The organism is Rhizobium sp. USDA 4016 (assembly GCF_056279705.1).
Window position 1 is genome coordinate 1568899 of the sequence record NZ_JBWCCY010000002.1, and the last position, 20008, is coordinate 1588906.

Below are 20008 nucleotides of genomic sequence, written 5' to 3' on the forward strand. Positions count from 1 at the left end.
CCGGGAAGATCAATCGGGCCAGCGCAAGACAGCGTCGAACCGGCGCTTGCCGCGGATTTCGATAGGCGTTGCGATGATCTCGTTGGAGGCGCGCGCCTTGTCCAGTTCTTCGGCCAAACGGCTGGCAACGATCTTTTCCTGGCCTGGGTGCAGGTTGCAAGGGTCGAGATAGAAATACTGATGCTCGACTTCGTGGTCGCGGACGATGATCGGCGGCGCCCCGCGCGCCAGCGCGTCGGCCAAATCCCAGGCGGTGATATGGGCTTCCTCCGGTTTGAGGATGACGCGCAGGCGATCAAGCGGATTCTTGGTCGGATCGGGTTCGATCAGCGCGGTTACGCCGGGGCGGTCGTCCAACATCTGCTTCCAGAGATTGAGGTAGCCCGTTTCGCGCTCGCGAATGCCGGTGTGGTCACGCATTTCCCATGCCTCCAGGGCGGCCATAGCGCCGAAAATGCTTTCCTTGCCGACCTTCATGCCGCGACCGATGCCCATGTTCTGCAGGAAGGCGTTGCGCACCAGTTCCTTTTTGCCGGCGACGATGCCGGAGGTCGGACCGCCGAGGAATTTGTGACCGGAATAGAGCGCGATATCCGCGCCTTGCTCCAGGAAAACACGCAGGTCGTACTCCGACGCCGCATCGACGATGACCGGCACGCGCTTGGCGTGGGCGATCTCGACGAATTCCTTGAGGTTCAGAAGGCCATAGTCGACGACGTGGTGCGACACGACGTAGACGGCCGCAGCCGTCCTTTCGGTGATTGCATTTTCCATGTGAAAACGATGGGTCGATGTCGCCTGACCGATCAGCACCGCCTTGGCGCCAGCAAGGCGGATCGCCTGATCGACGGGTGCGCCATAGCTCACAACATGGCCCATCTGCACCAGAACCTCGTTCCTTTCTGGCGTCACATCCGGCAGTTTCTCGATCGCCAGCAGGTTGTTGCCGGTGATGGCACCTGCGACGGCCAGGGAAATGCCCGCGGAGCAGGATGCCGTCACGAAACCGGCTTCCGCACCCGTCAACCGGGCAATGACGGCGCTGGCCCTGCGCTGCAGATCGTTGATTTCGACAAATTGCGGCAGGATCGACGACATGGCCGCGATTGCCTCGGGGACGACGATCGATGCGCCGAGGCTGGTCATCGTGCCGGAAACGTTGATGACCGGACGAAGGCCGATCGACGTGCGAATGTCATCAGACATGTGTATCTCCAGATTGAATGGCGAGATGGCGAGTGTTGCAGCTTGTATCCTCGACGGCTATCCCATAGTAATGTAATAGACTCATGCCCGCATACGAGGAGCGTGGAATTGGACGGCAAGACATCATCATTAGTTTACTCCGAAGACGAGGCACCCATTGAAGAACCCGGCGGTAAGGGCGCACGTCGCTCGCGGGTGAGCGGTATCGACCGCGCGCTGCAGGTGATTGATCACCTTTACGAAACCGGCTCTCCGACGGGAGTTTACGCAATCGCCAAGGCCGTGAAGGCGCCGCTCTCGACCGTCTACGTCATCGTTGACGATCTGGTCGAAAAGAACATGCTGACGCGCAATGGCGACGGCACGATCTGGCTCGGTTCGCGGCTCTACCATTACGGCCTTGCCTATGCCCGCTCGCTCGATTTCATGAGCGTCGCAACGCATGAGATGCACGATCTTTGCCGTCAGGCGGGCGAAACCGTTCAGGTTTGCGGCCGCGACGGCGACTATATGCTCGTGCTTGCCATGGCTGACGGCCCGAGCCATTTCCAGGTCGCTTCGCGTGTCGGCACACGCGTTCCGCTGAACTGGACCGCATCCGGCCGCCTGCTTGTCGGCCACCTGCCGGAAGAGGAGCGCATCGAACTTTTCAAGCGCTGCGCCAAATCCTCGCCGACCGGCCGCGCCGAAATGGACCCCGGCGTGCTTTCCGCCTCGGCGGGTGCGGCGTTTCAGTCTCGCCTGTCGATCCAGGCCGGCGAGTCCGACTATGCGGTCGCCTGCATCGCTTCGCCGATCTGCGACAGAGATGGCCAATGCGTCGCGACCATTTCCATTGTCCTTCCAGAACAGAAGGCCTTTTCCGACGAGAACCACTATACCGCGCACGTGGCGGACATCGGCCGAACGCATCGAAAAGGTCATGGGCTGGCGCAACCATTAGGCTCTCCCCTCTTCAATCACGCAAGGCGATGATCGCCTCGATTTCGACAGTGATGTTACCCGGCAGCGAGCCGAAGCCAACCGCCGAACGGGCATGACTGCCGGTGTCTTTTCCAAAAACGTCGACGAAGAGATCCGAGCATCCGTTGATGACGCTTGGATGGTCTGCAAACTGCGGCACGGCGTTGACCATGCCGAGCAGCTTCACGACGCGCTTTACCCGGGAAAGATCGCCAAGCGCATCATGCATGACGGCAAGAAGATTGATGCCGGTGAGCCGCGCATGTCTATAGGCATCCTCGACGCCGATTTCAGCGCCGACCTTGCCAGAATATAGAAAGCCGTTGGCCTCGCGCGGCCCCTGACCGGAGAGGTAAAGAATATTACCCTCCAGCACGTGCGTCACGAAATGGGCGATCGGCGGCGGCGCGGGCGGAAGCTCTATACCGAGCGCGGCAAGCCTTTCATAGGGCGAGCTTGCCGGCTTGGCGTTGGCTGGAGACATGTTCACGCAAACTCCTGACATGCGGATTTCTGTTCTGGCTTTTAGCGGTAGGAATAACCGTGGCTGTGGCGCACGAGCCTGCGGGCACGCGGAATGTAACGGCTTGCGGCAATCGCCTCGCTGCCGATCACCGCATAGCGAGGCTCGAACAGCTTCTTAAGAACGGAAACATCGCCGTTGGAATCGGTGGCTTCGACATCGGAATCGACGAGATCGAAGACCGTGAAATCGGCGCGCTGTCCGACGGCAAGCCTGTTTTCCATCGAAAGCTTGATGACGGAGGCAGGCGCATGCGTGACCGCTGCCACCACCTTGTCGAAAGGCATGCCGACGCAAAGCAGCTTCGACATGGTCGTCGCCAGATCCCAAACCGGAAAATTCATCGAATGGCCATGCAGGTCCGTCGAGATGGAGAAGGGCAAGAGGCCACGCTTGATTGCGGCTTCCGCGACCTTGAAGGAGAAGGAGGCGCCGCCATGGCCGATGTCGAGGCGGATCCCCTCGCCCGCGCAACGCTGCGCGAGATCGAAAAGGTCCTCGTCTTCCATGATGCTCGAACCGGCCTTGCCGTTGAAGCAATGGGTGATGACGTCACCGGGACCTAGGATCTCCAGGACTTCATCATAAAGAGCCGGCGGCTCGCCGACATGCACCATCATCGGAACCTTGAGGATCTTGGAGATCTTCTTTCCGAGCTTCACCGGCGTCACACCCCACGAGCCGGTGATGACGTGGCTGGCACGCACTTTGATGCCGACGATGTGCTCGCTGTTTTCAGCATAGCATTCAAGGATGCGGTCAAGATCAATGTCGCGGATGTCCCGCAATTCGGCGACGCGGTTGCAGGCGACGAGACCGATCGAACCGAGGTTCAGGAAGGCCTTGATGCGCTCGCGCGATGGCTCGATGATATATTCGCGGAAACCGTGGAAATTGGCTTCACCGGCAGAACCCGCATCGACCAGCGTGGTTACGCCGCGCTCGGCACCGCATTCGGACGGACGAACCGAGATATCGGTGCCGCCATGCCAGATATGGACGTGGAGATCGACCCAGCCCGGTGAAATCCAGGCGCCCTTGCCATCGACGCAGATCATCTCGTGAGAGACTGAAAGCTGCGGACCGACCTGTGCGATCCGGCCTTTGGCGTCGATGAGGATATCGACTGCACTGCCTGGGGTGTCAGCACCAAAGGCCATAGGCTTCACATTGCTGAGGAGGAGCGGCTTGCGCGCTTGTTCCCCGGTCATTCAAAGGTCCTTTCGAAGTTTTGGATCGAGCATGTCGCGCAGCCCGTCGCCGACCATCTGCAGTGAGAGCACGGAAAGAACGATGGCGACGCCCGGAAACAGCGTCATCCAGTCGGCCTGGCCGATATACTGCCGCCCGGCGGCGATCATCGTTCCCCAGGTCGGAATTTCGGGGCTGACGCCCAGGCCGAGGAAGGAAAGGCCGGCTTCAGCCAGCATGGCGCTGGCAAAGAGGAAGGTGCCTTGCACCAGGATCGGCGAAAGCAGATTGCGCAGGACATGCCGGGTCATGATATGGAAGGTCGAAATCCCGAGTGCTTGCGCGGCCTCGACATAGGGCAGTTCGCGGATGACCAGCGTCGATGCACGGACAATACGCGCAAGACGTGGCGAATACACGATCGACAACGCGATGATGACCGTGGTGAGCGACGGTCCAAGGGCTGCGACCAGGGCGATCGCCAACAGAATGTCCGGAAAGGCCATCATCGCGTCGATCAGCCGGGCGATTGGCGCGTCGAATTGCTTGAAGAAGCCGGCAAGCAAACCGAGGCTCACCCCGATCAACGCCGAAAGCACGACGACGGCAGCGCCGACGAGCAGCGACAGGCGCCCGGCAAAGATCGTTCGCGAGAAGACGTCGCGGCCGAATTCATCCGTTCCAAAGAAGAACAGTCCGCTCGGCGGCTTCAGCCGGTTGACGATCGAAAGCTTGGAGGGCGAATAAGGAGTGACCCATGGAGCAAGGATTGCCAAGAGCACGAAGACTGTGAGGATGAGCACGCCGAAGGCAACGGTCTTGCGCTTCAGAAAACGCCGGAGAAACTTGCTGCCCTCGCTTAAGGCAGGCCGTGTTGCAATATCCGTCATCAGTAGCGCACCCTCGGATCGACCAAAAGATAGAGCATGTCGATCGCAAAATTGATCAGCACGTAGAGGGCTGCAATGATGAGCAGCGCTCCTTGGATGACCGGGTAATCGCGACGAAGGACCGCCGAGACGACCAGATTGCCGACACCTGGAAGACCGAAGACCGTTTCGGTCACGACAGCGCCTGAAATTAGCACCGCCGCAGTCAACCCGATAACGGTCAGGATCGGGATCAACGCGTTCTTGAGCGCGTGCTTGAGGATCACCCGGCGTTCGATCAGGCCTTTGGCGCGTGCCGTGCGGATATAGTCGTCGCCGAGCACATCAAGCATCGAGGCACGTGTGAAACGCAAGATCAGCGCCGAGGAAACAATACCGAGCGCAAAGGCTGGCAACGTCAGGTGATACATGCGCCCAAAGAAGTTCGCGCCCGGTCCGCCATAGCCCGAAACCGGAAAGAAGTTGAAGCGCACGGCGAAGAACTGCATCAAAATCAGGCCGAGCCAAAAGCTCGGAATGCTTGCCGCAAACATTGCAAGCGTCGTGGCCGCCTGATCGACGAAGGAACCGCGGCGATAGGCAGCATAAATGCCGATCGGCAGCGCGATGACGCAGGCGATCGCCAGCGAGAACACCGTCAGGAAAAAGGTCGGCTCGGCGCGGTCTAGAAGGGCTGCGGTGACCGGCATGTTCAAGAAAATAGATTGCCCGAGGTCGCCTCTGAGGAGCTGACTGATGTAATAGACATATTGCACTAGGACCGACTGATCGAGCCCGAGACGACCGCGAAGCTCGGCGATATCCTGAGGCGTTGCATCTGGGCCCAGCATGACGGCTGCCGGATCACCTGGCGTCACGCGCACGATGACAAAGACAATCGTGACGACGAGGAACATCACAACCATCATGCCGAAGAGGCGCTGGAGAATGTAACGGATCATTGAAATGCGGTCCCTGGCACCGTCGAAGAGGGATACCGGCCGGCAGGACCGGCATCCCGAGGATCAATCGTCACTTCTTGATCGAAGCGTTCCAGAAGTACGGCCACGGAGCCGGATCGACACCTTCGAGCTTGTTCGATTCCGCCGAAACGGCGTTGAAGTCGCCGATCTTCATGAAGGGCGCATCCTCATAGATCGCTTTTTGGACATTGGCCCAGAGTTCGATGCGCTTGGCAGAATCGACTTCAGAGGTGAAGGCATCGACGGCGGCCTTGCGGGCAGGCGTATCCCACCACCCCGGCGAGCTGGTCGAGAGCGAGCCGATCAGCGCCGGCTCCGGCAGGAACGGGCTGTGGCTGATATAAATGTCCCAAAGCTTCGGATCGGCACGGCGCTGCGTCAGCGTCGCCCAGTCGACGACTTGCATGTCGACGGTAAAGCCCGCGAGCTTCAGATACTCCGCTGCAACCTGCGCCATCTTGTAGTGGAATTCGTACTGACGGCTGGTGAGGATACGCAGCGGTTCGCCGTTGTAGCCCGTCTTCTTTAAGGCTTCGGCAGCCTCTTCGGGCTTTGCAACATTGTAATTGCCTTCAACGCCGGCATCCGTGTGCCAGGAATAGGCTTCCGGATAGATATCGCCGTCCAACGTGTAGAAATCCGTGCTGCCGAAGGCAGCGGCCAGCATGTCCTCCATGCTGAGGGCCTGGCGGATCGCCTTGCGGACCTCGATGTTCTTCGCAATGCCTTCCTTGGTATTGAAGACGAAGACCGGATAGCCGAAGGGCTTGAGGATGATCGGCTGTGAGGCCGTCGATGCCTTCAGCTTGTCGAAGGATTCGACCGGGATGGAATCGACATAGTCATACTGGCCGGAGACGGCAGCCTCGACGCGGGTGTTCGGATCCGGCACCGGAACGAAGCGGATTTCATCGAGATACTGGTGACGCGCGCCGCCATAGCCATCGCTCTCGCCATCGCGTGACTTGTAGCCGCTAAAGCGAACGAGCTGAATATACTGGTCGGCCTTGCGCTCCTTCAGCATGTAGGGGCCGGTTCCGATGAAATCCTTCATCGGCTCGTCCTGCTTGTCGGAAGGAATGATGATTGCAGCAGAATTGTTGAAGGCAAGCAGAGAGGTCAGCGGCGCATAGGGTTGCCTCAGGGTGATCTTGACGGTTGCCGGATCGACTGCAGCGATCGCTTCGATGAAGCCTGCAGCCTGCTTGCCGCGCGAGGCGATCTTTGTCCAGCGGGTGAGCGATGCAACGACATCTTCCGACGTCATGTCGCTGTTGTCGTGGAACTTGATGCCGGTGCGCAGCTTGATCGTGTAGCTTTTGCCGTCCGCGCTGATATTGGGCAGGCTTTCGGCCAGAAGCGGTGTGACGTTCCACTTCTTGTCGAAGGTATAGAGCGTCTCGAAGATATGCTGCGTGACGATCCCGACGAGGTCGGCAGTCGAGGACATCGGATCAAGCGTCGGCGGCTCGCCGATCGTCGCGACATTGATGATACCGCCTTTTTCCTGCGCCATCAGTGTGGTCGGCAAGGCGACGAGTGCCGTGCCGAGAAGGAATGCGACTAGAGTCTTCATTTCATACTCCCGGTTTGTTGTTCCATATTTATGTTATATAAGACTTTATAATAGAATATCGGCCATAGTGGTCCTGTCAACCGGGAATGTGGACCTGTCCGCAGAAATGAGGCGCGCGCTAGGGCTGCTGCTGCGCGCGCCTTCGTAAGCCGCGCTGGACCTATCAGTCGAACAGGCGGTATTCGATCCGCTCAATATGATCGGGATCGGCGATCGCCTCGATCGTGGCGATCTTCTCGCCATCGAAACCGATTTTGACGACGATGCGCAGTTGATCCTGGATGCGAACGATGAAACCGAAGCCGCCGTCTACGAAAGCCGGCAGCGCGCCCCGCGCCCTCCCGTTGAATGTCGTTGCAACCGCTTGCGCGCCGTGCAGTGCGCCGGCATGGCCGAAACGAGCCGCCGTCGCATCAGGCGCGAAGACAACATCGGGATGAAGAACAGCAAGCAACGCCTGGAAGTTACCGTCGCGCGAGGCGGCGAGGAATGCCCGGACGACCTCTTTCTTATGCTCGATGCCGGCCTCGGGCGCCGTGGTCGTCCCCTGCACGCGGCGGCGGGCGCGGCTTGCGAGCTGGCGGGTTGCTTCCGGTGTGCGGCCGATCACGGGCGCAATCTCGTCAAAGGGCAGATCGAACATGTCATGCAGGACAAAGGCGACACGCTCTGCCGGCGCAAGCTGTTCCAGCACGACCAGCAGCGCGACGCCGACGGAATCCGCCAGCACGATCTCCCGCTCGGGTCGGCGGACTTCGCGGTATCGGCGATCTTTTCATGCACCGGCGGATCGAGCGGTTCTTCGCGCCGGGATTTCCTGGAGCGCAGCATATCGAGGCAGATGCGCGCCACGACCGTCGTCAGCCAACCGCCGAGATTGCCGACCTCGCTTGTGTCCGAGCGGCCGAGCCTGAGCCATGCCTCCTGCACCGCATCCTCCGCCTCCGCACGCGAGCCGAGCATGCGGTAGGCGACAGTCTTCAGATGCGCGCGGTTGGCCTCGAATTCGTCCGCCAGAAATTTTTTCTCGTCCATCGGTCACATTCCTTCATCGCGTTACGTCACCACCATGACGAACGAATTCCGGCCGATGTGACAGACAAGCGGCCGGTGGCGTCATTCGCTGAAACATAGCAAGGAGACATAACATGCAATCGAGAATGGGAAATCCGGCCGTCGTCATCCCTGAAGCCATGCAGGCGCTGCTCGCTTTCGGGAATATTCCCCAAAAGTGCGGCCTTTCGCCAAAGCTGCTCGAGCTCGTCAACCTGCGCGCCAGCCAGATCAACGGCTGCGGCGTCTGCGTCGACGGTCATCCCCGCATTGCCCGCAGGCTCGGAGAGACCGACGAGCGCCTCTTTGCCGTTTCCGCCTGGCGTGAGACGCCTTATTTCAGCCCGGCAGAACGCGCGGCCCTGGCGCTGACCGAAGCCGTCAGCCGCGTCAGCGACCGCGCCGATCCGGTGCCGGACGAAATCTGGGACGAGGCGGCACGCCATTACGACACCAAGAGCCTTGCGGCCCTCGTCATCGCCATCGCCAACATTAATGTCTGGAACCGGCTGAACGTCGCGACGCGCCAGATCGCCGGCGAATGGAAGCCTTGAGGTTCCCCTGCCGCCGCTGTTGAGGCGGCGGCCAGGGCGCCTTGGGAGGCCTAGATGATACCGCCGCCGCCAGCCATGGAGGCCGGACGTTCGGCGGAAACCTTTCTCCTGTAGCCGCTGGCGCGATAAGCCGCGACCGGATCAATGGCGCCGCCGGCGCGCCGACGCGCTTCGGCGAGGATCGGCTCGACGTCGGTGCGATACGCGCGCTTCAGCGTTTCCGTCGCCATCAGCGCATCATTTTCATTCTGATGGCCGGACAGCGCCTCGCGATCGACGATCAGCGCCTGCGCATAGGCGCGGCGGATTTCGTTGGCGCTATTGATTAGGCTTTCGATCGGGTCAGTGACATTATGCGACTGATCGATCATGTGAGCCGGATGGAAGCCCTTCACCCCACGATACTCGGCATCGACCAGCTCATTGAAGACGAGGAACAGACGGTAAGGCTCGATTGCACCGGCATCGAGGTCATCGTCACCATATTTCGAATCATTGAAGTGGAAACCACCAAGCTTGCCAAACTGAATCAGCCTGGCGACGATCATCTCGATGTTGGTGTTCGGGGCATGATGACCGAGATCGACGAGGCACTGGGCTTTCGGCCCGAGTGTGTGGGCGATCAGATAGTTCGTGCCCCAATCCTGCACGATGGTCGAATAGAAGGCCGGCTCGTACATCTTGTGCTCGGAAAACAGCCGCCAGTCGTCGGGCAGCCCCTTGTAGATCTCCGCCATCGCCACAAGATAGCGCTCGAAGGCCTTGGTAAAATTGCTCTGGCCGGGGAAATTCGAGCCGTCGCCGATCCAGACCGTCAGCGCCTTTGAGCCGAGTGCCTTGCCGATCTCGATGCATTCCAGATTGTGCTCGATGGCCTGTTGTCGCGTCGCGGCGTCCGTATGGCTGAGCGAGCCATATTTATAAGAGCGCTTCTGACCTGGCGCGTCCGAGAACGTGTTGGAATTCATTGCATCGAAGCTAAGACCGAGCGCATCGCCTTTTGCCCTCAATTCGCCGGCATCTGCCTTATCCCAGGGGATGTGGAGCGAAACGGTCGGCGTTGCTTGCGTCAGCTGATGAATGACGGCGCAGTCGTCCAGCTTGTCAAAGATGCCACGCGGTTCGCCGGTGCCGGGAAAGCGGGCAAAGCGCGTGCCACCCGTTCCGACGCCCCAAGAAGGAACAGCCACGAAAAATGCTGCGACCTTTGTCGTAATGGCGTCGATATCAACGCCGCGGCGTCCAAGATTTGCGCCGAGCGCGTCGTAATCGGCCTTGAGAGCCGCCGCCCGCTTGGCATTTTCCTCGGCAATCAGATGCTGCGCAATCTTAAACTCGGCCATCAAATCCTCCCTGAAACACGAACCATAGGCCCTGTTCTGCGTTCTATTGCTTTATTCCTCACCCACCAAAGAGGCGCTAGTGGACGTCATCCGCATCCTTCTCGCGATCATCCTGCCGCCACTCGGTGTCTTCCTGCAGGTCGGGCTCGGCCTGCATTTCTGGCTCAATATCCTACTGACGCTTTGCGGCTACCTGCCGGGGATCATCCATGCCATTTGGGTGATACTCCGGAAGTAGATCCCTAGCGCGGGAAGCTCTGCGCGTTGCCGGCATCCACGTTGATGATGTTGCCGGTGGATTTCGCCGAAAGATCCGACGCGAGGAAATAGATCGCCTCGGCGATATCTTCGGGAAAGACGTTGAGCTTCAGCATCGAGCGCTTGCGGTAGTGTTCCTCCAGGTCGTCTACTTCAATCTTCGAAGAAGCCGCACGCTGTTCGCGCCACTCCCCGTTCCAGATCTTCGAGCCGCGCAGCACCGCATCCGGGTTCACGGTGTTCACCCGAATGCCTGCTTCTGCCCCCTCCAACGCCAGGCAACGGGCCAAATGGATCTCGGCGGCCTTAGCCGTGCAATAAGCAGCCGCATTCGGCGAGGAGGCAAGGCCGTTCTTGGAGGCGACGAAGACCACGTTGCCGCCGAGGTTCTGACGGCGGAACAGGCGGAAGGCTTCGCGCGAAACCAGGAAATAGCCGGTTGTCAGAATATCGATATTCTTATTCCACATCGAAAGTTCGGTGGTTTCGATGGGTGCTGAAGACGCAATACCGGCGTTCGAAACGAGGATGTCGATGCCGCCGAACTCGACGCAGGATTCGGCAAAGGACGAGACCACGGCATCTTCCTTGGTGACGTCGAGCTTCACGCTACGCACCGCATCGGCACCGTACTTCTTCACGAAATCGGCTTCCGTCGCCGCCAGTGCCGACTGATCGATATCGGCAAGCACCACGCAGGCGCCCTCTCCTACCAGACGGGCCGCCGTCGCACGGCCGATGCCGCCGGCTCCGCCGGTGACAAAGGCCACCTTGCCGGCAAGGCTCTTTGGCTTCGGCATGCGCTGCAGCTTTGCCTCTTCCAAGAGCCAGTATTCAATATCGAAGGCTTCCTGTTCAGGCAGACCCTGATATTCGGAGACCGTCGACGCACCGCGCATCACGTTGATGGCGTTGACGTAAAATTCGCTGGCGATGCGGGCCGTTGCCTTGTCGCGGGCAAAGGACAGCATGCCGACGCCGGGAATGAGGAAAATGACCGGATTGGCATCTCGCATCGCCGGTGAATTGCCGTGTTTGCAGTCATTGTAATAGCGCGCGTAATCGACACGATAGTCTTCCAGCGCCTTATCGAGACCGGCAACGATCGGACCTACGTCCGGTTTTGCCGGGTCGAAGTCGAGGATCAGTGGGCGGATCTTGGTACGCAGGAAGTGGTCCGGGCAGCTGGTACCGAGCGCGCCGAGGGTGCGGAGATTCTTCGAGTTGACGAATTCGAGCACGCCATCCTGATCATCGAAATGGCCAAGCTTGCGCTCCTGCTTGCCGATCCGCCCGCGGATTTCCGGCATAAGGCGGGCAGCGATGGCCCGGCGTTCAGCCACCGGCAGGCTTTGGGTCGCCTGGCCGCCGAAGATCGTCTTGCCTTCAGTCTGCTGGGCGAACCATTCGATTGCCTTGTTGATAATGGCGAGCGTCAGCTCGTAGCAGGCCCTGGCGTCGTTCGCCCAGGTGAAAAGGCCGTGGCTTTCGAGGACGACACCCTTGGCATCCGGGTTCGCCTTGACGAACGCTTCAAGATCGAGACCGAGCTGGAAGCCAGGGCGGCGCCAGGGCAGCCAGCCGATCTCGTCGCCAAAGACCTGTTTCGTCAGTTCCCTGGAATTCTTGGCTGCAGCGATCGCGATGATGGCGTCCGGATGCATGTGGTCGACATGCGTGAAGGGCACAAATCCATGCAGCGGCGTGTCGATCGAGGCGGCGCGGGAATTCAGGTTGAAGGTGCAATGCGGCAAAAAGCCGACCATGCGATCTTCGTCTTCGACGCCCCTATAGATACCCTTAAGCGAATCAAGCTTGTCCTGATAGAGCGTCGCAAAGCCGTCGAGCTTAATGGTCCCGACATCGCCGCCAGATCCCTTGACCCAGAGAACCTTGACCTTCTCGCCGGTCAATGGATCCGTTTCCATCACCTTTGCCGAAGTATTGCCGCCGCCGTAATTGGTGATGCGCTTGTCAGCGCCAAGGAGGTTCGAGCGGTAAAGCAGCTTGCCGGGTTCGTCGAGCCCTGCTGCGTAAGAATCATCCCAACGGTTCTCAAGAAGCCGGACGGTGGCCGCCATGTCATCCTCCCTTGTGTGCCTTATGCGCAGACGAAAGCCACGCTGTATCCGGTGACGGTATCGCTCATCAAAATGCATATTGTCAATCGAAAACGATCAAAAACAATTATTGTGCAGCGCAGTATGAAAATTTTTGATCGTTTTTGATTGACAGCTTTTAACGGATACGAAATAAATACGGACAGGGGAGGAGCCAAATGCACGAACGCGAACGCCATCGCATCATCCTGAGCGCTGTCCAGGAAAAGTCGGTCGTCACGATTCAGGATATTGCTGAGCTGACCGAAGCGTCAGAGGCCACGATCCGGCGTGACATCGCGGCTCTCCATGTGCAGGGCAAGATCCGGCGCGTGCGCGGCGGCGCAGAAGCCGTCCATCCGCCGCAGCTCGGCAATCTTGCGGGACGTCCTTTTAGAGTTTCAGAATCGGTCAATATCGATAAAAAGCGCGCAATTGCGCGCGCCGCCGTTGATCTGTGCGACCCGGGCGATGCGATCATCATCAATGGCGGCACGACGACGTTTCAGATGGTACACTTCATGTCGGCGCACCGCATGCAGGTCATGACCAATTCGTTCGCGATCGCCGAACATCTGGTAAAACATTCCAAGAATACGGTGACGGTGCCGGGCGGTGTGATCTACCGTGAACAGAGCCTCATTCTGTCGCCGTTCGACAATGACGCCATCCGCAATTTCTATGCACGCCGCTTTTTCATCGGGGCCCAGGGCGTCGGCCCGCTCGGCATCATGGAAGCCGACGCGCAGATCATTCAAAGCGAACAGAAGCTGATGCATCAGGCCGACGAACTCGTCGTGATGGTCGATTCCAGCAAATTCCGCCGTCGGTCGAGCCTCATTCTGTGCCCGCTCGACCGTGTTTCGACGATCATCACCGACGACGGCATCCAGGAAGATTCCGCCAGGATGATCGAGGATGCAGGCATCAAGCTCGTCGTCGCGAGCGCTGGCCTGCAATCGGTGAAGGAGGATTCCTCGTCGGTCGCCTGAGAAGCGCCGGCCAGGTGTAGTTAGTCTCAATCAACGTGGGAGGATGAAAGCATGAAACTGGCAAAGAAACTCGCGGTGGGCGTCGCACTCGCCGTCGCCATGATGGCAGGCACGGCCAGTGCTGCCGACATGAAGATCGGCCTCGTCGTCAAGTCACTCGGCAACGGCTTCTTCGACGCGGCCAACAAGGGCGCCCAGGAAGCCGCCAAGGAGCTCGGCGGCGTCGAAGTGATCTATACCGGCCCGACGGCGCCGACGGCAGAAGGCCAGATCGAAGTCATCAACTCGCTGATCGCGCAGGGTGTTGATGCCATCGCGATCTCCGCGAACGACCCGGATGCCGTCGTCCCAGCCCTGAAGAAGGCGGCCCAGCGCGGCATCAAGGTCGTCTCCTGGGATTCCGGTGTTGCGCCTGAAGGTCGCATCCTGCAACTCAATCCATCGTCCAACGAGTTGATCGGCAAGATGTGCTTGACGCTCGCCAAGGATCACCTCGAAGGCGGCAAGGGTGACTTCGCAATCCTCTCCGCTACTTCGACCGCGACGAACCAGAACATCTGGATCGGGGAGATGAAGAAGCAGCTCAAGGACTTCCCGGGCCTCAACCTCGTCACCACCGTCTACGGCGACGACCTTTCGGACAAATCCTATCGTGAAGCGGAAGGTCTCTTGAAGTCCAACCCGAACGTCAAGGTCATCGTCGCTCCGACGACGGTCGGCGTCCTGGCTGCCTCCAAGGTCGTCGAGGACAAGGGCCTTGTCGGCAAGGTCTATGTCACGGGTCTCGGCCTGCCGTCCGAAATGGCCGGTGCGATCAAGTCAGGCGCGACGAAAGAATTCGCCATCTGGAACCCGATCGACCTCGGCTATTCGGCCACGCAGATCGCCTATCGCCTCGTCAAGGGTGACTCGGACGGCAAGCCAGGCAGCGAAATCGAAGCCGGCCGCATGGGCAAGATCAAGGTTGGCGAAAATGGCGAGGCCGCAATGGCAGATCCGTTCGTTTACAACGCCTCGAACATTGACCAGTTCTCCAAGGTCTTCTGATCTGAACTGTCATGCATAAAGCCCGGCGGCTTTGGGGCCGCCGGGATTTCTCATTCGACACCGGTAAAGCGCTGATGAACACTGCCCTTCAACAACCCGTCACGGACCGCACGACCGCAGATGCGCCCGCCATCCTCGAAATGCAGGGCATTTCGCAGATCTTTCCCGGCGTAAAGGCGCTCGATAAGGTCAGCATCGCACTCTATCCCGGCAAGGTGACCGCGCTGATCGGCGAAAACGGCGCAGGCAAATCCACTCTCGTTAAGATCCTGACCGGCATCTACAGGCCGAACGAAGGCGAAATCATCGTCGACGGCCAGCCCGTCACCTTCGCCAGCGCGCAGGCCGCAATCGATGCGGGCGTCACGGCCATCCATCAGGAAACCGTCCTCTTCGACGAATTGACAGTTGCCGAAAACATCTTCCTCGGCCATGCGCCACGTACAAAATTACGCACCATCGACTGGAAGACGATGAACAGCCGTTCGAAAGGGCTGTTGACTTCACTCGAAAGCAGCATCGATCCGACAATCCGGCTGAAGGACCTCTCGATCGCACAGCGTCATCTGGTGGCAATTGCCCGCGCGCTTTCGATCGAGGCCCGCATCGTCATCATGGATGAGCCGACAGCTGCCCTTTCGCGCAAGGAGATCGACGATCTCTTCCGCATCGTTCAGGGTCTGAAGGAAAAGGGCAAGGCGATCCTTTTCATAAGCCACAAGTTCGACGAACTTTACGAGATCGCCGACAACTTTGTCGTCTTCCGCGACGGCCGCGCCGTCGGAAACGGCAGGCTGAAGGAAACGCCGCAGGACGCGATCGTGAAGCTCATGGTCGGCCGCGATGTCGAGAACGTGTTTCCGAAGTTCCCGGTAGAGATCGGCGGCCCCGTTCTCGAAGTCCAGGATTACTGTCACCGAACGGAATTCCGCGATATTTCCTTCACGCTTCGCAAGGGTGAAATCCTCGGCGTCTATGGCCTGATCGGCGCTGGGCGCTCGGAACTCTGCCAGTCGCTTTTCGGCATCACCAAGCCGCTCTCCGGCAGGCTGATGCTCGACGGCAAGAAGATTTCGATGGCATCGCCGCTCGACGCCATCCGTGCCGGCATCGTCTATGTGCCGGAAGAGCGCGGCCGCCACGGCCTGGCGCTGCCGATGCCGATCTATCAGAACATGACGCTGCCTTCACTGACGCGCACTTCGCGCAAGGGCTTCCTGAAGGCCGCCAACGAATTTGCGCTCGCCCGTAGATACGCCGAGCGGCTGGACCTTCGCGCAGCCGCACTGTCCGTCCCCGTCGGCACGCTGTCTGGCGGCAACCAGCAGAAAGTCGTCATCGGAAAATGGCTGGCGACGCAGCCCAAGGTCATCATCCTCGACGAGCCGACCAAGGGTATCGATATCGGTTCCAAGGCCGCGGTCCACGGCTTCATCAGCGAGCTTGCCGCCGAAGGGCTCTCGATCATCATGATCTCCTCTGAACTGCCGGAAATCATCGGCATGTCGGACCGTGTCCTGGTGATGAAGGAAGGGTTGTCGGCCGGTCTGTTTGAGCGCGCGGAGCTTTCGCCAGAGACACTGGTGCGCGCTGCGACCGGAAATGCATGAGGTGATGGAATGGAACGACTGATCAGAAAGCGCGAAACCCTGCTTTTCCTCATCATCGTCTTGATGATCGCGGTCTTTTCGGCGCGCGCTGCAGATTTTGCGACGCCCTCAAACCTCGCCGGCATCTTCAACGATACCTCGATCCTCATCATCCTGGCGCTCGCGCAGATGACCGTTATCCTAACGAAGTCGATTGACCTTTCGGTCGCCGCCAATCTCGCCTTCACCGGCATGGCAATCGCGATGATGAATGCCGCCTTTCCCGATCTGCCGCTGGTCGTCCTGATCATTGCAGCGATTGCGATCGGCGCCTGCCTCGGTGCGATCAACGGCTTTCTTGTCTGGGCCCTTGAAATCCCCCCGATCGTCGTCACGCTCGGTACGCTGACCATCTATCGCGGCATGGCCTTCGTGCTCTCTGGCGGTGCCTGGGTGAACGCCCATCAGATGACACCGACCTTCCTTTCCGTGCCCCGCACGCCGATCCTCGGCCTGCCGGTTCTGAGCTGGGTCGGGATCGCAATCGTGCTCTTGATGTATATTCTGCTGAAATATACCCAGTTTGGCAGATCGGCCTATGCGACTGGCGGCAACCCGATGGCGGCCGTCTATGCGGGAATCGATACCGGTTGGACGAAATTCCTGGCCTTCGTGCTGTCCGGTGCGCTCGCCGGCCTTGCAAGCTACCTGTGGGTCTCGCGTTACGCGGTCGCCTATGTCGATATCGCCAGCGGCTTCGAGCTCGACAGCGTCGCCGCCTGCGTCATCGGCGGCATCTCGATCGCCGGCGGTGTCGGGTCAGTCATCGGCACGGTGCTCGGCGCACTCTTCCTCGGCGTCATCAAGAATGCGCTTCCCGTCATCGGCATCTCGCCCTTCACACAGATGGCGATCTCAGGCACCGTCATCATCCTTGCCGTCGTCTTCAATGCCCGGCGCGAGCGCAGTCGCGGCCGTATCATCCTGCGCGACAAGGCAGCTGTAGAAACTCCAGCCGAGGTCGTCCCATGAGCACCTTTTCCGCCCCAACCGAAAAGCGCGTCATTCCCGATCGTCTCGGCACACCGTTCCGCCGCATCATGGCCAGCTGGGAAGTGCTGCTTTTCGGCGTTGCCATCTTGATCTTCGTCTTCAATTCCATGGCATCGCCCTACTTCCTGAATGCATGGAACCTCTCGGACGCAACCTTCAATTTCACCGAAAAGGCGATGATCGCCTTTGCCATGGCGCTGCTTGTGATCGCAGGCGAGATCGATCTTTCGGTTGCAGCCATCATCGCACTTGCATCGACGGCCATGGGGGCGGCCGCACAGGCCGGCATCGCGACACCGGGCCTCGTGCTGATCGGCATCGGCACGGGGTTGGTTTGCGGGGTTTTCAACGGCGTCCTCGTCTCCATGCTGAAACTGCCGTCGATCGTCGTCACCATCGGCACGATGAGCCTCTTCCGCGGCATCTCCTATATCGTGCTGGGGGACCAGGCTTACGGCAAATATCCCGCCGATTTCGCCTACTTCGGCCAGGGCTATGTCGTCTGGGTCTTTTCCTTCGAATTCGTGCTGTTCTTCGTGCTGGCGATCCTCTTCGCCATCCTGCTGCACGCCACGAACTTTGGCCGCCAGGTCTATACGATCGGCAATAACGATTTTGCCGCCCGCTTCTCCGGGATTCCGGTCGAACGCGTGAAATTCATCCTCTTCATGCTGACTGGTGTCATGAGCGGCATTGCAGCGGTGTGCCTCACCTCGCGCCTTGGCTCCACCCGTCCCTCGATTGCGCAGGGCTGGGAGCTCGAAGTCGTCACCATGGTCGTGCTCGGCGGCGTCTCGATCCTTGGCGGCTCGGGCACGATCGGCGGCGTCGTCATCGCGGCCTTCGTCATGGGTCTCGTTACCTTCGGCCTCGGCTTGCTCAACGTTCCTGGCATCGTCATGTCGATCTTTATTGGCCTGCTGCTTATCATCACCATCGCAATTCCGATTATCGCCCGACGTATCAAAGCCATGAGTTCCAAATGACCGTTGAAAAACACGCCTTCAAGATGAAGCTCAATCCGGGCATGGAAGCCGAATACAGGAAGCGGCACGACGAGATCTGGCCGGAGCTCGTCGAGCTGCTGCACAAATCCGGCGCGAGCGACTATTCGATCCATCTCGACCGCGAGACGAACACGCTCTTCGGCGTGCTGACGCGGCCAAAAGATCACACGATGGCGAGCCTGCCGGAACATCCCCTCATGAAAAGGTGGTGGAGTCATATGGCCGACATCATGGAAACAAATCCGGACAATTCACCCCTCCAGAGCGACCTCGTCACCGTCTTCCACATGCCATGAGCAAACCGCCCGGTTACCGCCGTATCGCCGTTCTCGATATCGGCAAGACGAATGCAAAAGTTGTCGTGCTCGACAGCCAAACCGGCACGGAAATCGCAGCCGCAAAGACGGCGAACACAGTCATCCGGTCCGGCATCTATCCGCGCTATGATATCGAGAGCCTTTGGATTTTTGCGGTCGATGCGCTGAAGTCTTTCGCGGCAAAGCCGGGTTTCGATGCGATTTCGATCACGACCCATGGCGCGTCAGCAGCACTGCTCAGCGCAGACGGCAAGCTTGCGATGCCGATTCTCGATTACGAACATGAATATCCGCAAGAGATCCGAGACGCCTATACGGCGCTGCGCCCTCCCTTCGAGGAGACTTATTCACCGCGCCAGTCGATGGGGCTGAATGTCGGCGCCCAGCTTCATTATCAGAAGACGGCCTTTACGGAGGAATTCGCGAAGGTGGCAACGATCGTCACCTATCCGCAATATTGGGCGGCACGGCTGACGGGCGTTACAGCTAACGAACTGACCTCGCTCGGCTGCCATACAGATCTCTGGAACCCAAAAACAGGCGAATATTCCTCGCTTGTCGATCGGCTCGGCATTCGCAATCTCATGGCGCCGATCCGCTCGGCTTTCGACGCACTCGGCCCCGTCCTGCCGGACATAGCCACCGAGATCGGCCTGGCCACAGAGATCCCGGTCTATTGCGGCATCCATGATTCCAACGCCTCGCTGCTGCCGCATCTCGTTGCGCAGAGGGCGCCCTTTACGGTTGTCTCGACCGGCACATGGGTTGTAAATTTCGGCGTCGGCGGCGATCTCACCCATCTCGACCCGAAGCGCGATGCGCTCGCCAATGTCGATGCCTATGGCCGGGCGGTGCCGTCCTCCCGCTTCATGGGCGGCCGCGAGTTCGAAATTCTTTCCGCAGAAATCGGCAATGTTCCGCTTAAAGACGTTGCGGCAGCTCTCGGCCCGGTCGTTGCAGGAAACCTAATGCTGCTGCCGAACGTGGCCCCCGGCTCCGGCCCCTTTCCCGACCGCAAAAGGCACTGGCTGAATGCCGATGGCGCAAGCCCTGCGCAACGCTACGCCGCCATGTGCCTCTACCTCGCTTTGATGACCGAGGCCTGCCTCGCCCTGATCGGCGCCAATGGGCCTGTCATCGTCGAAGGGCCGTTCGCGCTGAACGAGACGTATCTCAAGGTTCTCGCGGCATTGATGGAACGGGACGTGATCGCGCTGCCCGGCTCGACCGGCACCAGCCAGGGCGCCGCACTGCTTACCGGTATCAGACCCGCGCCCGGTCCGGAAAGACGTTTCACGCCGGCCGCGATCACCGGTCTCAAAGACTATCGCTGCGCCTGGCACGCAGCGATGGAATAACGGTCTTTCCATCCGTGCTCTTTACCT

Annotated in this window: 17 protein-coding genes and 2 pseudogenes; 10 read left to right on the top strand and 9 right to left on the bottom strand. The window is 59.7% G+C overall.

The genetic code is table 11. The annotated features are described in order from the left end of the window. Window positions 1–9: 9 nt before the first annotated feature. The gene (locus ACZ9DP_RS08600) at window positions 10–1206 is read right to left on the bottom strand and encodes an aminotransferase class V-fold PLP-dependent enzyme (protein ID WP_476201243.1); all 1197 of its coding nucleotides are present in this window, start codon (window positions 1204–1206) and stop codon (window positions 10–12) included. Window positions 1207–1308: 102 nt separating this feature from the next. Between ACZ9DP_RS08600 and ACZ9DP_RS08605 the strand changes: the two are divergent. Then, window positions 1309–2149, top strand: a pseudogene (locus ACZ9DP_RS08605) (IclR family transcriptional regulator). A 12-nt stretch (window positions 2150–2161) separates the two neighbouring features. Here ACZ9DP_RS08605 and ACZ9DP_RS08610 read toward each other — a convergent pair. From ACZ9DP_RS08610 to ACZ9DP_RS08635, 6 genes and pseudogenes are all read right to left on the bottom strand, one after another. Then, window positions 2162–2674 (bottom strand): RidA family protein, encoded by a 513-nt coding sequence (locus tag ACZ9DP_RS08610; protein WP_074071749.1) that lies wholly within the window; start codon window positions 2672–2674, stop codon window positions 2162–2164. A gap of 20 nt (window positions 2675–2694) precedes the next feature. Further along, on the bottom strand, window positions 2695–3903 hold the full coding sequence (locus ACZ9DP_RS08615; protein WP_476201245.1) for an amidohydrolase/deacetylase family metallohydrolase: 1209 nt from the start codon (window positions 3901–3903) through the stop codon (window positions 2695–2697). Further along, the gene (locus tag ACZ9DP_RS08620; RefSeq protein WP_074071747.1) at window positions 3904–4773 is read right to left on the bottom strand and encodes an ABC transporter permease; all 870 of its coding nucleotides are present in this window, start codon (window positions 4771–4773) and stop codon (window positions 3904–3906) included. After that, on the bottom strand, window positions 4773–5714 hold the full coding sequence (locus tag ACZ9DP_RS08625; RefSeq protein ID WP_074071746.1) for an ABC transporter permease: 942 nt from the start codon (window positions 5712–5714) through the stop codon (window positions 4773–4775). The genes ACZ9DP_RS08620 and ACZ9DP_RS08625 overlap by 1 nt, the downstream gene beginning before the upstream one ends. Window positions 5715–5784: 70 nt before the next feature. After that, window positions 5785–7311 carry an ABC transporter substrate-binding protein gene (locus ACZ9DP_RS08630; RefSeq protein ID WP_074071745.1) on the bottom strand — a complete coding sequence of 509 codons (1527 nt, stop codon included), beginning with the start codon at window positions 7309–7311 and terminating at the stop codon, window positions 5785–5787. Between the two features lie 163 nt (window positions 7312–7474). Continuing rightward, window positions 7475–8346 (bottom strand): annotated as a pseudogene (locus tag ACZ9DP_RS08635) (sigma-70 family RNA polymerase sigma factor). A gap of 113 nt (window positions 8347–8459) precedes the next feature. Between ACZ9DP_RS08635 and ACZ9DP_RS08640 the strand changes: the two are divergent. Next, complete coding sequence (locus ACZ9DP_RS08640) at window positions 8460–8918, top strand: carboxymuconolactone decarboxylase family protein (protein ID WP_194731267.1); 459 nt, start codon at window positions 8460–8462, stop codon at window positions 8916–8918. A 50-nt stretch (window positions 8919–8968) separates the two neighbouring features. Here the strand turns inward: ACZ9DP_RS08640 and rhaI are convergent, their stop codons facing one another. Next, on the bottom strand, window positions 8969–10261 hold the full coding sequence (rhaI, locus tag ACZ9DP_RS08645; protein WP_194731268.1) for an L-rhamnose catabolism isomerase: 1293 nt from the start codon (window positions 10259–10261) through the stop codon (window positions 8969–8971). A 79-nt stretch (window positions 10262–10340) separates the two neighbouring features. Here rhaI and ACZ9DP_RS08650 point away from each other — a divergent pair, with 79 nt between their 5' ends. Continuing rightward, the gene (locus tag ACZ9DP_RS08650; protein ID WP_074064766.1) at window positions 10341–10499 is read left to right on the top strand and encodes a YqaE/Pmp3 family membrane protein; all 159 of its coding nucleotides are present in this window, start codon (window positions 10341–10343) and stop codon (window positions 10497–10499) included. 4 nt (window positions 10500–10503) lie between these two features. On the opposite strand, the gene ACZ9DP_RS08655 is transcribed toward ACZ9DP_RS08650, so the two are convergent. Beyond that, a complete protein-coding gene (locus ACZ9DP_RS08655) occupies window positions 10504–12600 on the bottom strand; it encodes a bifunctional rhamnulose-1-phosphate aldolase/short-chain dehydrogenase (RefSeq protein ID WP_476201248.1) in 2097 nt (698 codons plus the stop codon). Window positions 12601–12797: 197 nt separating this feature from the next. Between ACZ9DP_RS08655 and ACZ9DP_RS08660 the strand changes: the two genes are divergently transcribed. From ACZ9DP_RS08660 to ACZ9DP_RS08690, 7 genes are all read left to right on the top strand, one after another. Next, complete coding sequence (locus ACZ9DP_RS08660) at window positions 12798–13610, top strand: DeoR/GlpR family DNA-binding transcription regulator (protein ID WP_074071740.1); 813 nt, start codon at window positions 12798–12800, stop codon at window positions 13608–13610. 51 nt (window positions 13611–13661) lie between these two features. Further along, the gene (gene rhaS / locus ACZ9DP_RS08665) at window positions 13662–14657 is read left to right on the top strand and encodes a rhamnose ABC transporter substrate-binding protein (protein ID WP_194731270.1); all 996 of its coding nucleotides are present in this window, start codon (window positions 13662–13664) and stop codon (window positions 14655–14657) included. Window positions 14658–14731: 74 nt separating this feature from the next. Further along, window positions 14732–16267, top strand: coding sequence for a sugar ABC transporter ATP-binding protein (locus ACZ9DP_RS08670; protein WP_476201251.1), 1536 nt, complete (start codon window positions 14732–14734; stop codon window positions 16265–16267). A 9-nt stretch (window positions 16268–16276) separates the two neighbouring features. Beyond that, window positions 16277–17278, top strand: coding sequence for an ABC transporter permease (locus ACZ9DP_RS08675; protein WP_476201252.1), 1002 nt, complete (start codon window positions 16277–16279; stop codon window positions 17276–17278). Beyond that, entirely contained in the window at window positions 17275–18285 is a 1011-nt protein-coding gene (locus ACZ9DP_RS08680; protein ID WP_476201254.1) for an ABC transporter permease, read from the top strand. Before ACZ9DP_RS08675 ends, ACZ9DP_RS08680 begins: the two co-directional genes overlap by 4 nt. Then, window positions 18282–18602, top strand: coding sequence for an L-rhamnose mutarotase (gene rhaM / locus ACZ9DP_RS08685; protein WP_074071736.1), 321 nt, complete (start codon window positions 18282–18284; stop codon window positions 18600–18602). Before ACZ9DP_RS08680 ends, rhaM begins: the two co-directional genes overlap by 4 nt. Beyond that, a complete protein-coding gene (locus ACZ9DP_RS08690; RefSeq protein ID WP_476201256.1) occupies window positions 18599–19981 on the top strand; it encodes an FGGY-family carbohydrate kinase in 1383 nt (460 codons plus the stop codon). Before rhaM ends, ACZ9DP_RS08690 begins: the two co-directional genes overlap by 4 nt. Window positions 19982–20008 lie beyond the last annotated feature (27 nt).